The sequence below is a fragment of the Streptomyces sp. Z423-1 genome, from assembly GCF_013009255.1.
Lineage (GTDB): Bacteria > Actinomycetota > Actinomycetes > Streptomycetales > Streptomycetaceae > Streptomyces > Streptomyces gossypiisoli.
In genome coordinates this window covers 2,290,161-2,302,843 of sequence record NZ_CP053109.1, presented here as the reverse complement: position 1 = coordinate 2,302,843, position 12,683 = coordinate 2,290,161, and the positions used below count along the sequence as shown (strand labels likewise).

Genomic DNA, 12,683 nt, shown 5'->3' with positions numbered 1-12,683 from the left:
TCGAATTTAGGCGGGGTGGAGGTATCCGCGGGCTCGTCGGGTGGTGACGCAGCGTGTGCGTAGGCGTTGGTTGGCGGTGTTGCGGAAGCCGTGGGCGGCCCGGGCGACGAGCTTGATCACGCGGTTGATGCCTTCACTCTTGGCGTTGCTGTGGCCGGTGGTGATGAATGCGGCGATCTCGGTCCACCAGCGGTCCACCGTGGTGGCGAGTTGGCGGACTTCGGGGATCTCGGAGTCGGCGCACCAGGTAAGGAACTTCCACCGCAGGTGGCCGATGCGGTGGTGGTCGGCGCCGGTGCGGGCGCAGGCGAGCAGGTCCCGCAGCCGTTCTTTGGCGATCCAGGCGGTCAGCAGTGTCATCCCGATGGTCCCGGCGTCGATCAGTGCGTTCCACATGGTGCTGAACTGGGCATCGGTGAGGTCCTCGCGGTTGCGCAGGAGCCGGCGCCGGGCCTTCCACTCTGGGTCGCAGGCCCGTCCGCGCCGTCCGCGCAGGGCGGCGGTGGTCCGGCGCCGGACGATGTTGAGCATCTTGTTGGCGAGCTGGACCACGTGGAAGTGGTCGACCACGACGGTGGCGTGCGGCAGGCCGGTGCGGATCGCGGCCCGGTAGCCGGGGGACATGTCGATCGCGACGTAGCGGATCTGCCGGCGCCACTCCAACGGGGTGGTGGCCAGCCAGGCCAGCACGTCCGAGGGTGCGCGGCCCTCCACCTGCCCGAGCAGGCCCTGGACGCCGAAAGCGTCAACGAAGCCGGTGTGCCAGCGGTCTGCGGCCGGTTCCCACCTGCTGGTTTCCGGGTTCTGGCGCCATTGCGTGCGGCCGCGGCGGGTCTCGTCGATCCCGAGGACCTCGACCGGTTCGAGGGCCGCAGCTGTCACCGCCTGCCCGGCGGTGCGGAAGGCATCCATCACCGTGGGCCAGGACAGGCCCAGGTCCCGGGCCGCCTGGACGACCGTGGAACCGGCGTCACGCACCGCCGCCCGGCCGCGCGGCGCAGCCGCTCGGTGATCCTTGCCCCGGCCGGGACCTGGCTCACCTGCTCGGTGAAGGTCCGGCGCGGGCAGCCCGGCTCGGTGCAGTACCAGCGGCGTTTGCGCCACACCAGCTCCAGTTTCCGCTTGCCGTAGGGCAGATCGCGTGGGCGGGTCTGCACGAAACCCTTGACGCGTACGGCGAATACCCCGCAGGTGGGGCAGGCCCGCGCGGCCTCGTCCGCGGTGGTCAGGTGCACCCGCCGGGTGCCGTCCGCGAGCCGCTCGACCTTCTCAACGGCCAGGCCGTCCAGGTCGAGCAGCAACGTCGTATTGTTGTCCAAGCCCGTGTGTCCAGGTGATCAAGCTGCGTAGAGAACAGTCATGATCACCCACGACCGCGGGCTTCCTGCATTCAGGGCCAACTCGCCTGACTAGCACGTCCCGTGACGACGCGGCAGGCCACCCGCCGTCACACCCCGCTCAACTTCGAAGACCCGGACATGTCGATGGCGACGAAGCGGATCTGCCGACGCCACGGCATCGGAGTGCCGGCCAGCCAGGCCAGCACGTCGCTGGGGGCGCGGCCCTCCACCTGTCCGAGCAGGCCCTGGACCCCGAAGGCGTCGACGAAGCCGGTGTGCCACTGGTTGGCGACCGGCTCCCAGCGGCCAGAGTCCGGGTTCTGCCGCCACTGCGTGCGCCCGCGCCTAGTCTCGTCGATCCCCAGCACCTCGACCGGTTCCAGCGGGGCCGCCGTCACAGCCTGCCCGGCGGTGCGGAAGGCGTCCATCACGGGGGGCCAGGACAGGTGCAGGTCACGAACCGCCTGAATGACCGTGGACCGGGCGTCGCACACACGTCGGCCCGCCGCGTTCCGCAGCCGGGTGGTGATCCGTGCCCCGGCCGGGACCTGGCTCACCTGCTCGGTGAACGTCCGGCGCGGGCAGGCGGGTTCGGTGCAGTACCAGCGGCGCTTGCGCCACACCAGTTCCAGCCCGTGCTCGCCGTAGGGCAAGTCACGCGGCCGGGCGACGGGGTCGAGCCCTTGGCCCTCACGGCGAACACCCCACACTCGGGGCAGGCCCGCGCCCCCGCGTCGGCCGTGACCAGGTGCACCCGGCGAGTGCCGTTCTCCAGCCGCTCGATCCGCACGACGGCCAGGCCGTCCAGGTCGAGCAGCAACGTCGTATCGTTGTCCAAGCCCGTGGCTTCCGATGATCGTTCTGCGTAGAGAACAGAAATGATCACTCATGGCCACGGGCATCCTGCTGCCCGGCCCCCAACGCCCGGTACTCTCACGCAGCGTGACAGTCAGTCAGTCGGCCAGGGATGACGCACCGCCCAAGTTCGAAGACCCGCTTTGGGATCTTTAGGTGCCGGGCATGGCCGAGTTTCTTCGCCTTGTCCTGGAGATAGGCGATGGACTCGTCGGGCCTCGACCGCATTGCTGCCGCAACCAGCCACGAACGCTCGGACGTCTACCGCAGTGGTGCGTCGGCTCGGTCGGCGAATTGGATAGGTGTGAGTGTTAGCCCACCGTGGACGGCATGTCACATTTGGCCTTGCCGTGCGCATACGAAGCTGCATTCTTGGCCAGCTTGATCAGTGCTGAACGGGCTTTGGCAGTCTCCGAATCTCCCATCTCCTTCAGTTGCACGACAACACTGAGGTTGTATTGCCCGCCCGGAATCTTTCCCTCGGAGGCACAAGGTACGAGGACGGCGGCCACCGATGACGATGCCACGCCCTTCGCTCCGGCCTCGAACGAGGTGAGCGGACTTGAGTCCTTTGCATACTGCTCAATTTCGTCCCCCACCCAGCTCTGGGCAGATTCGGCACGCATCATCTGGGTTCGTGCACTCATGAGTTCCTCGCCGTCGCCGGAGACGAAGCACGCCGAGGTGTAGTTATCGTCGCGGTCACCCACGCGCAGGTTCACCTCGTCATCGAATGTGTAGGAGGCCGCCTGGGGCAGCACAGACTTGAGCGCAGCTACCGACTGGTGGTCTGGCCCCAGAGATTCACATACTGCGCTCTGGGAAATCTCCCCCACCTGGTCCTCAAACGGGGGAATCTTGAAAAGATATGCTGCGCACCCTAGGAGGCCTGCCGCTACGACAGCTCCAACGGCAAGCAGAATTTTCCCTCTTGCAAGGTTCACGTCTCAGTTCTCCTTGTCGAGCTGCCTGGGTACGCCCTCGCCCTCAAACGCGTCGTGGACGTTCTTACTTGCATTGTTGAAACCTGCTTCCGCTGCGGTCGCCGCGGCGGAAACGATCATTGGTGACGGGTTGTCCGTGCTGTCTCCCGCTTTCTTCGCAGCCATCTCCACGAGCTGGTAAGTCGACTCCTTGGTCCCGTCCAAATCTTGGCCATTGCGGTAAATCACGTCGCCGGCGCTGTCCTTCATCGCGCCATCTGTGATGGCACCGATGATTTGGTTAGCGGCCGTGCCGGCTACACCGCCGATGACGATGCCGCCGGGACCAGTCATCGGGGCGGTGATCAATCCGACACCAATGCCGATACCCGCGCCTCCCCACGTACTAGCATTCTCAAGGGCCGAGTTGTAATCCGCGTCTTTCTTGCCACCCTCGATTTCGGCTTCATAGGCCCGGCCTGCTCCGATGGTGCCTTCGACCTCGCCGGCGACCCTGGCGATGTCTTCGATGGTCTTCCTGAGGTTCTCGGGCTCGGAGAAGTTCTTGTCGTTGATGTACGAGTTGGGGTTGTCGAAGTGGTGGTGCATCAGGTGAGTCGTATAGCTGTGCTGCCCCAGGTTGACTACGGCATAGCCCTCCGGATTGCGTCCAACGGTGTAGAGGAAGCGTGTGGTGTCGACCTCGCTGAGGCTGGCTGCAGTACCTGCGGTGGGGAAGAGCTTGTCCTCGCCTTCAGTGCCGGGGTGCAGAGCTCGGTGAATATCCGGCATGTATTCGGCGGCGATCTGGCCCATGCTGTCGGACATGTAGCTCTTGTCCATGAGGCGTGATGGGTTGTCCGAGATGGAAGCGACGATGCTCTGCATGAGCTTGGCTTGGTCGGCGCTGTGCGCAGGCGTGTCCGCGGTCGGCATCTCGCCCGCCGGGTGCCCTGTGGTGGCCGCCTCCAGCGCCAGCGCGAGGTTGTTCTGGCCCGTGTGAAGATCGTCGCCCTTGAGGTTGGTCTCCTTCGGCCAATCCCGCTCCTCGAAGAGGTACTGGAAGTTGGACAGCGTGACCTTGCCCTTCTTCTCGTCGCCGTCCTTGTCCCGTTCGAAGGGGTTGTCCGGGTCGCTCCTGGAGATGAACTCCTGGTTGAAGAAGTCCGTGGCCGCGTCAGGACTGTTGGACAGTCCCTTCAGATAGCCGGTGAGCGGGTCGGAACCGCTGTCCTCGCCGATGCGGTTCAGCCACGGTTCCATACCCGTGTGCTGCCACGCCAGGTTGGCGTGCTCGCCGTTGCCGGTGAGCTTGCGCTCGGTGGCCATGAGCTTGTTGCCGTAGTCCTTCAGGAACTGGTCGTCGTAGTCCCCTGTCCGCATCAAGTTGCTCATGACCTGGAAGCCGATGGGGCCGCCGCTGTTGCCGTAGATCGGCTTGTCGCCGATGTCGACCATCGTGCGCTTCCACTCGGTCATCGTGATTGAGTCGCTCTGCGTGGCGTTGGCGAGCGTGGTCCCCAGCACACGCTGGAGATCGTCGAACTGCTCGTGGCGCTGCCGCCCCAGCTCGTAGTTGCCCCGGTGCGGGTCGCTGACCCCGATCCAGAACTCCAGCGTCTTCTGCGGGCCGAGCGTCGTGGCGAACCGCTCGGCGAACAGATCGTCGTTGCCGTACGTGTTGAGGCCCATGAGAAGCCGGTCGAACTCCTCGGGTGTGAGGTCCTTGGGGTCTTTCCGCGCCAGTTTGGCCAACGCGTCGGCCTGCTTGATGGCCTCGGCGGCGCTGTCCCGGTCCTTGTACGAGGCGTCCGAGAAGCCGAGCTTGCTCTGGTCGGCGATGGCCTGCAGGACCGTCTTGGCCGAGTTGTCGCTCTCGGTCGCCTTATCCAAAATCCTCTGGAGTTGGTCGCGGAGCGCGGTGATCTCGGCCTGGTTGTCCTTGTCCTGTTGCGCCCGCCCCTCCGGCGGTACATTCGTGGTGACGGTGAATCCACCCTCGTAACCGATGACCGTCAGATTGTTCTTCCGGCCGCCCTCGATGGCATCCACGAGGTCCTGGTGATACTTCTTCAGCTCGCTCCGCGTGTCGTCCAGGATCTTGTGGATGGTCGTGGCCTGGGTGTGCGCATCGCTGAACTCGCCGGCCGTCTTACCGATGAACTCCTTGGTCACCTGAGAGTTCACACCGGCCCAATCTGCCTTGTTCGCGGCTTGGTGCAGTTCGTCCTCGGCGTCCTTCTTCAACGTCTCAAGGTGCGTGACCAGGGTCGACCAGTCCTTGACAGCATCGTCGAGCAGCTTGAAGTTGGCGTTGCGCAGAGTGTCGAGGTCCATCGGTCCCTATCCCCAGAGGTGTCGAGCAGCGGCTGAGTGAGTCGGTGGGGTCGTGTCGGTCCGGGGATGCGACGGCAATCGTCGTCGTCCATCCCGTCCGCCGCTACTCTTCCTTCTTCTCCTTCTTGTCCCCGTAGATCGGGTTCTTCTCGCCGGGCTGCCCCACGCGCTCGTCGAAGCCGGCGTCAAGGGTGGCGATGCTGCTCATCTGGCGCACGATGTAGTTGTCGTCACTGGCGTGGATGTTCTTGGTGCGCTGCAAATGATTCGTGATCTGCGCGCAGGCGTCCATCAAGGATTTGAGCTGCTGTTCCCACCGGTTCGATACATGCTGCAATCCGGCTCCGAGCGCGAAGCCCTGCTTCGACAGATCACTGGCCGCCGAGTCGCTGGTGGGAACGGCGACACGAGCCCTGTCCCACAACTCGTTGTAGAGGGTGTGCGCGGACTTGCTGATCTTGGTGAGCGAGGCGTTCGGGACCTCCAGATCGCCGTACGTGCTCGGACCTCCGGCCGTCCCCGGCGACCCGTCGCCCGGGTCGAGCTGGTTCAACTGCATCTGCGCCGACTGCCGCTCGGCAGCCTCAGACTTGAGCTGTTCCCACTCGTCCCACGCCATGGGTGGACCCCTTCCCCCGTGCTGCTCTGCTCGGCTGCCGGAGCTCGTGTCAGATGGATGCCCTGGTTCCGATGCTGTAGTTGTGGCCAACTTAGCAACCTGATAGAGGGCAGACCTGGGCCAGGCCAGTTATGGGTGGTCTGTCCGGCGTGGAGGCTTGAAAGAGAGGCGTTCGGAGCCAGCAGCGTGTGTAGCAACTGCGCAGATGGGCAAGCCCCGAGAGGCGAGCAGTTGCGATGCAGACCCATCGCACGGAGAAGCTCTGCGAGGATCGCAAAGTGTCCGCTGTCAGCGGGCGGGCCGTGCCTCAGCGAAGCGGCAAATCGGTCAAACCATGGTCCGTGCGTCAACATTGTGGCTGAGTCAGAACCTGCGTGCTTGGGCCCGTTGTACAAGTTGACTAGAGTGGCAAAAGCGTTGTCTGACGCAGCTCGCTTTGCGATCGTACGGCGAGCGAGTGACCGGTCCCGATCTGATCGAGGCCGGTGGATGTCACGGGGAAACGGGGAGGAGCGTCGTGCTTCCGGCAGACATGGTGGGGGGCGTGTCGGCGGCCAGGGCGGCGGACTTGGAGGCCAGCGGTGAGGCGCTTGGCGAGTTCGTGTCGCGCGTGGACGCGGTGCTGCGGACGCTTGAGGAGTCGGCCGGCGATCCGGCGAAGGTGGGCGCACAAACGATCAGGGCGTCGTCCCTGAGTAACGGACGGGCTGACGTCTTTCCGGAAGCCCAGAGCCTGTACACCCAGTACAACAGCGTCCACGAGCAGCTCACCACCTTGTCCAAGACGCTGCATCTGCAGATCGAGGCGATCGGTATCGCGGTCAAAGGTGCGGCCAACGGCTTCGACAAGCTTGAACTCGAACAGCGTCAGCGGTTCTGGGCGATCCAATGGGAGATCGACCGGATCCAAGGCCAGAAGAGTGGCCAGTACTCTGGCGAGGGCAAGTCCGAGATGGAGCTCTGACGATGACCGACGAACAGCACAAGGCAGATCTGGAGCGCGTCTCCAACCAGAACTCCTTCGCCGACATTGCCCGGAACGTCGAGCACTTGCCCGGCAGATCGTTCTTCACTCAGCTGGTGACCGATCCTCTGCGAGCGGCGGTCGGGTCCACCGCTCCTGGCAAGGCCGTCTTCGTCAGCACGGACTTCGCAGCGAAGGATCTCGACCTCAACGCAATGATCGATCTGGTCGAGGAGGCGGACCCCGAGGACTTGGAGTCGTCCGGTCGCGCGCTGTGGGAGGCACGCTCCGCCATCAAGTCGGCCGCGGACGAGCTTCGTGGCCGTATCGACAACGTTCGTTGGGTTGGGGAGGCCGGCAATGCCTTCCGCGAGTGGGGTGCCTCCCTCGTCACGAGCACGACGGATCTGAGTGAATACGCTGGGAAGGCGGGCGACCAGCTCTCCGCTGCCGCGATGGGGCTGGCGTCGGTACGCAAAGCCATGCCGGCGCGTGACCCGATGAATCTGAAGCGCCCCGAAGGCTTCACCGACGCCGAGAAGGCTGCGAAGAAGGAAGACTACGACGCTGCCGTAAAGGTGGAGAAGGACCGCCAAGAGGCGATCAACCAGATGAACCGGTTGGCGTCGTATTACGCGGTGTCGAGTCAGCAGCTTGCGGTGTTGCAGGAGAATCCTCCGACGTTTCGACCGATGCCGAACATCGGCATGCCACCCGCCAGCATGCCTGGTGCCGAGTCGGTTGGCGCAGGCAGTGGGAACCAAAGGGCAGCTGCCGCCTATTATCACGCGCGGGTTGAGTCGCAGGGCCGCAGCGGCGTGCCTGACGTGAGCGACACACCCACTTCCTCGTCGTCCGTCACAGGAAAGGTGACGTACCCCGACAACCCCGTGGGTACGACTATCGACAGCGTTGGCACTCTGCCGCCGAGCACGACCACACCCGCCACCGGGCACACGCCGCCGGTCACCGGAACCCCACCCCAGGTGAGCGGTCAGCCCGGCATGTTCCACAGCCTCGGGCCTTCCATCCCGAGCAAGGCTTCCGGCAGGACTACGGGTGCAACGAGCGGCCCCCGTACTCCTACCTTTGGCCACGGGCGCACTAATCCCGGCTTGACCAATCCCGCCACCGGGCGGACGACGGGGCCGGGTGCCACGAATCAGATCGGGCGTCCCACGGCTACTGGTCAACCGGTCGCCAGGGGGAACGGTTCCGGATCAAAGCCATTCCCGATGGGACAGCCGGGCGTATCTGGGGGTACTCCCCGCCCGGGCGGTGCTACAGGACCGCGGGCGACCGTCGGGCCGACTACTGGAGCAGGCCGCGCGAACGGTGTGGTCGGTGGGCGACCTATGACCACTGGGGGTGCCACGGCGAAAGACGGGCCGAGGATCCCCCGTGGCACGGTGATCGGCACGGGTCCGACGGCCAATCCCCGGCCGCCGACCGGTGGTGCCCGACAGCGTGGAGTCTTCGGAGCACCCTCTCCCTCAAGCGCAAGGTCGGGTGCTGGCGCCGGTGCTGCTTCTCGGAGCGGCGCCACGGGAGGGTCCAAGCCTGTCATCGGCCGCCCCACAGGGCGCAACTCTTCCGTCCAGGCGGAGCGGAACGGCATGACGCGCGGTGGCTCGGGCCTTGTCCGCAGGCCTGGTGGCAAGGGCAGCCCCGACGAGGGCGACCCGCAGGGGACACAGCGTCCCCGCGATGTGGTCGAGGACGAAGAGACGCACCTGCCCAACAACTCCCGGCGACATGTGCCGCCGGCCGTCAATTGAGTGCTAGCGAGGACTAACAACGCCATGAAGTCAGGGACGACACTTCTTGGGACATGGTGCGGTAGGTGCGTGCGTGCTGTGGGCGCGATCGTCGGGACCCTGGCTGTCGTGAGTGTGGGGCTGGCCCCGAACGCCGCTGCCGAGGACATCCAGTCGCAGCAGTGGTACTTGGGGCCGATGCAGACCGAGCAGATGTGGAAGGTCAGCACGGGTGAGGGCGTCAAGGTCGCCGTCATCGACAGCGGGGTGAATGCGAGCACTCCCTCGTTGAAGGGGCAGGTTCTGGCCGATGAAGTCCCCAAGTCGGTCGCATATCACGCCACCGACGACTACTCCGGCCATGGCACAAGCATGGCCGAGCTGATCGCCGGCACGGGCGAAGGCGGCGGCCTCCAAGGCTTGGCCCCAGGGGCGAAAATCGTCCCCTACCGAGTGCAACTTGCTGATCTCGAGAGTGGAGCGGAGAGGGAGAAGACGCCTCTTACCTGGGAAGCTCTGAGGGCGGCGGCGGACAGTGACGCAAAAATCATCAGCATGTCCCTCGGAGGCATGACTTCCGAAGAGGACAGAGCCGCCATCAAATACGCTGCCTCCAAGGGCAAGCTGCTCGTGGCAGCCGTAGGAAACGACGGCATTCCCGACGCGCCAGCTCGCTACCCGTACGTGATCGGTGTCGCGGCGGTCGACTCTTCTAACACGGTGTCGAAGTTCTCGGAGAAGTCGTCTCAAGGCTTTGCGGACCTTGCGGCGCCTGGCGAGGGGATTCCCGCATGGTGCGACGAGAACTTCCGCTCCTACTGTGAAGGCAAGGGAACGAGCCAGGCAACCGCCCTCGTCTCCGCCGCCGCCGCCCTCATCTGGTCCGCTCACCCCGACTGGACCGTCAATCAGGTCACCCGCGCCCTGATCGACACCGCCAGCCGCTCCTGGCCCAAGGAAAAGCCGAGCAAATACGCGGGCTACGGGCTCATCCGCCCTCGCCTTGTCCTCGAGAACCCCGATTACGACGCAGGCGCACCGGACGTCGACCCGCTGGCCGAGGTGAACGGCGGCGATGTGCTGGCCAAGGCCGGTGAAAGGGACGCGAACAACACAGACAACGCGGGCAACTCATCCTCCGCGCCGTCCACTTCTGCATCAGCCCCGTCACAGGCCCCGGAAGAGTCTTCAACCGGCGGCACGTCGGCAGCAGGATCAAACGCGGAAGCGGCCGCCGCCGACGACAACACCCTGTGGATCAGCCTGGGCGCCGCAGCCGCAGTGCTCGTGATCGGCGTTGCCGGTGCGGCCGTGCTGCGGGCGCGGCGTGTGAGGTGAGGGGACCAGCCGCCCCAGGCGAGTGAACACCTCGCCATGGGGCCTCGGTTCGGCCTCAACAACGCGTTCGCCTCGTCGAATGAGATGACGCGGACCAATCGACCGGACAACAGACAGTGGAAAGGATGGCTGGTCATGTCTATGGACCAGAAGCTCGAAGATGCAGCAGTAGTCAGGCTGCAGAAGCAGATGTACGAGAAGTACGAGAACATCCGAAAGCGGGTCCACAAGCTTCAGGGCGTCATCGACAGCCTCGAAGGCGGCCAGTGGCAGGGCATCGGTCGTGCCCAGTTCGACCTGAAGCAGGCTGAGATCAACCAGTCGCTGATCAAGATCGGCAACATTCTCGGTGAGGTCATGGAAGCCATGACCACGGCACGCAACATCAAGGATTCCAAAGAGGACGAGGTGCGCGCGGCGGTCAGCCGAATCAGCATCCAGGACGGTGCTCCCACGGTTCCGCCGTCTGCTTTCAACTCGATGTGAGCGCCCTGAACCAAGCCCCTTGGTTCAAGGTATCGAGCACGACATTTGTCAGCACATCACCCGGCACACGATCGAGACGAGGTAGGCAGGCATGAGCCGTAACAACGATGGGCTTTCCGTCTCTTATGACGCACTGGACTTCGCGGCCACCAACATCGGCAACGAGGCGAAGCAGCTGGAGCAAGACCTTCAGGAGCTCCGGAAAATGGTCGAGAGCAGCCAGCAGTACTGGACGGGCGTGTCCCAGGAGGAGTACCGCCAGAAGCTGGCCCGTTGGGACACGGAAGCCAACGACATCCACCAGGCCCTGACGGGCATCGGCCAGGTCGTCGGGCAGGCCGGTGGTACGTACATGGAAGGCGACAAGAAGGCCGCCAGCTACTTCCTGTAGGACGGTCGGTTCTCAGCGCAGTTCAGCAGTCCGGGGTGGGCGCGCGCGGGAGGCGCCCACCCTGCTGTTGTGTGGGGCGTGGGAGTCGGCGACGAGGACCTGCCTGTCAGCGAACGGGGGTCTTCGAAGTTGAGCGGGGTGTGACGGCGGGTGGCCTGCCGCGTCGTCACGGGACGTGATAGTCAGGCGAGTTGGCCCTGAATGCAGGAAGCCCGCGGTCGTGGGTGATCATGACTGTTCTCTACGCAGCTTGATCACCTGGACACACGGGCTTGGACAACAATACGACGTTGCTGCTCGACCTGGACGGCCTGGCCGTTGAGAAGGTCGAGCGGCTCGCGGACGGCACCCGGCGGGTGCACCTGACCACCGCGGACGAGGCCGCGCGGGCCTGCCCCACCTGCGGGGTATTCGCCGTACGCGTCAAGGGTTTCGTGCAGACCCGCCCACGCGATCTGCCCTACGGCAAGCGGAAACTGGAGCTGGTGTGGCGCAAACGCCGCTGGTACTGCACCGAGCCGGGCTGCCCGCGCCGGACCTTCACCGAGCAGGTGAGCCAGGTCCCGGCCGGGGCAAGGATCACCGAGCGGCTGCGCCGCGCGGCCGGGCGGCGGGTGCGTGACGCCGGTTCCACGGTCGTCCAGGCGGCCCGGGACCTGGGCCTGTCCTGGCCCACGGTGATGGATGCCTTCCGCACCGCCGGCAGGCGGTGACAGCTGCGGCCCTCGAACCGGTCGAGTCCTCGGGATCGACGAGACCCGCCGCGGCCGCACGCAATGGCGCCAGAACCCGGAAACCAGCAGGTGGGAACCGGCCGCAGACCGCTGGCACACCGGCTTCGTTGACGCTTTCGGCGTCCAGGGCCTGCTCGGGCAGGTGGAGGGCCGCGCACCCTCGGACGTGCTGGCCTGGCTGGCCACCACCCCGTTGGAGTGGCGCCGGCAGATCCGCTACGTCGCGATCGACATGTCCCCCGGCTACCGGGCCGCGATCCGCACCGGCCTGCCGCACGCCACCGTCGTGGTCGACCACTTCCACGTGGTCCAGCTCGCCAACAAGATGCTCAACATCGTCCGGCGCCGGACCACCGCCGCCCTGCGCGGACGGCGCGGACGGGCCTGCGACCCAGAGTGGAAGGCCCGGCGCCGGCTCCTGCGCAACCGCGAGGACCTCACCGATGCCCAGTTCAGCACCATGTGGAACGCACTGATCGACGCCGGGACCATCGGGATGACACTGCTGACCGCCTGGATCGCCAAAGAACGGCTGCGGGACCTGCTCGCCTGCGCCCGCACCGGCGCCGACCACCACCGCATCGGCCACCTGCGGTGGAAGTTCCTTACCTGGTGCGCCGACTCCGAGATCCCCGAAGTCCGCCAACTCGCCACCACGGTGGACCGCTGGTGGACCGAGATCGCCGCATTCATCACCACCGGCCACAGCAACGCCAAGAGTGAAGGCATCAACCGCGTGATCAAGCTCGTCGCCCGGGCCGCCCACGGCTTCCGCAACACCGCCAACCAACGCCTACGCACACGCTGCGTCACCACCCGACGAGCCCGCGGATACCTCCACCCCGCCTAAATTCGAAGACCCGCGAACGGTGACGAGCATCCGCGGCAGCAGTCTTCCGGCAATGGAGCGCGAGGGTACGTTTCCTGTGCGCACCGTGT

At 65.5% G+C, this 12,683-nt stretch carries 13 protein-coding genes; 7 read left to right on the top strand and 6 right to left on the bottom strand.

The window, feature by feature from the left end; genetic code table 11:
• Positions 1 to 6: 6 nt before the first annotated feature.
• From HJD23_RS10385 to HJD23_RS10365, 6 genes are all read right to left on the bottom strand, one after another.
• Entirely contained in the window at positions 7 to 978 is a 972-nt protein-coding gene (locus tag HJD23_RS10385; protein WP_206352696.1) for an ISL3 family transposase, read from the bottom strand.
• The gene (locus tag HJD23_RS43035) at positions 912 to 1,319 is read right to left on the bottom strand and encodes a transposase family protein (RefSeq protein ID WP_206352695.1); all 408 of its coding nucleotides are present in this window, start codon (positions 1,317 to 1,319) and stop codon (positions 912 to 914) included. The genes HJD23_RS10385 and HJD23_RS43035 overlap by 67 nt, the downstream gene beginning before the upstream one ends.
• 128 nt (positions 1,320 to 1,447) lie before the next feature.
• Entirely contained in the window at positions 1,448 to 2,050 is a 603-nt protein-coding gene (locus tag HJD23_RS10380) for a transposase (protein WP_171114373.1), read from the bottom strand.
• 456 nt (positions 2,051 to 2,506) lie between these two features.
• The gene (locus HJD23_RS10375; RefSeq protein WP_171114374.1) at positions 2,507 to 3,031 is read right to left on the bottom strand and encodes a hypothetical protein; all 525 of its coding nucleotides are present in this window, start codon (positions 3,029 to 3,031) and stop codon (positions 2,507 to 2,509) included.
• A 111-nt stretch (positions 3,032 to 3,142) separates the two neighbouring features.
• Complete coding sequence (locus HJD23_RS10370; protein WP_171114375.1) at positions 3,143 to 5,455, bottom strand: hypothetical protein; 2,313 nt, start codon at positions 5,453 to 5,455, stop codon at positions 3,143 to 3,145.
• 103 nt (positions 5,456 to 5,558) lie between these two features.
• Positions 5,559 to 6,074: a hypothetical protein gene (locus tag HJD23_RS10365; RefSeq protein WP_171114376.1), complete on the bottom strand. Its 516-nt coding sequence runs from the start codon at positions 6,072 to 6,074 to the stop codon at positions 5,559 to 5,561.
• A 517-nt stretch (positions 6,075 to 6,591) separates the two neighbouring features.
• Between HJD23_RS10365 and HJD23_RS10360 the strand changes: the two genes are divergently transcribed.
• The 7 genes from HJD23_RS10360 (at position 6,592) to HJD23_RS10335 (ending at position 12,594) form a co-directional block, all read left to right on the top strand.
• Positions 6,592 to 7,038 (top strand): hypothetical protein, encoded by a 447-nt coding sequence (locus HJD23_RS10360; RefSeq protein ID WP_171114377.1) that lies wholly within the window; start codon positions 6,592 to 6,594, stop codon positions 7,036 to 7,038.
• A gap of 2 nt (positions 7,039 to 7,040) precedes the next feature.
• Complete coding sequence (locus HJD23_RS10355) at positions 7,041 to 8,816, top strand: WXG100 family type VII secretion target (RefSeq protein ID WP_171114378.1); 1,776 nt, start codon at positions 7,041 to 7,043, stop codon at positions 8,814 to 8,816.
• A gap of 69 nt (positions 8,817 to 8,885) precedes the next feature.
• Entirely contained in the window at positions 8,886 to 10,133 is a 1,248-nt protein-coding gene (locus HJD23_RS10350) for a S8 family serine peptidase (RefSeq protein ID WP_332112384.1), read from the top strand.
• Positions 10,134 to 10,268: 135 nt separating this feature from the next.
• Positions 10,269 to 10,619, top strand: coding sequence for a WXG100 family type VII secretion target (locus tag HJD23_RS10345; RefSeq protein WP_171114380.1), 351 nt, complete (start codon positions 10,269 to 10,271; stop codon positions 10,617 to 10,619).
• 91 nt (positions 10,620 to 10,710) lie between these two features.
• Positions 10,711 to 11,010, top strand: a complete 300-nt coding sequence (locus tag HJD23_RS10340) for a WXG100 family type VII secretion target (protein WP_171114381.1) — start codon at positions 10,711 to 10,713, stop codon at positions 11,008 to 11,010.
• Positions 11,011 to 11,282: 272 nt separating this feature from the next.
• Positions 11,283 to 11,723, top strand: coding sequence for a helix-turn-helix domain-containing protein (locus HJD23_RS43030; RefSeq protein WP_206352694.1), 441 nt, complete (start codon positions 11,283 to 11,285; stop codon positions 11,721 to 11,723).
• The gene (locus HJD23_RS10335) at positions 11,695 to 12,594 is read left to right on the top strand and encodes an ISL3 family transposase (RefSeq protein WP_206352693.1); all 900 of its coding nucleotides are present in this window, start codon (positions 11,695 to 11,697) and stop codon (positions 12,592 to 12,594) included. The genes HJD23_RS43030 and HJD23_RS10335 overlap by 29 nt, the downstream gene beginning before the upstream one ends.
• Positions 12,595 to 12,683: the final 89 nt, after the last annotated feature.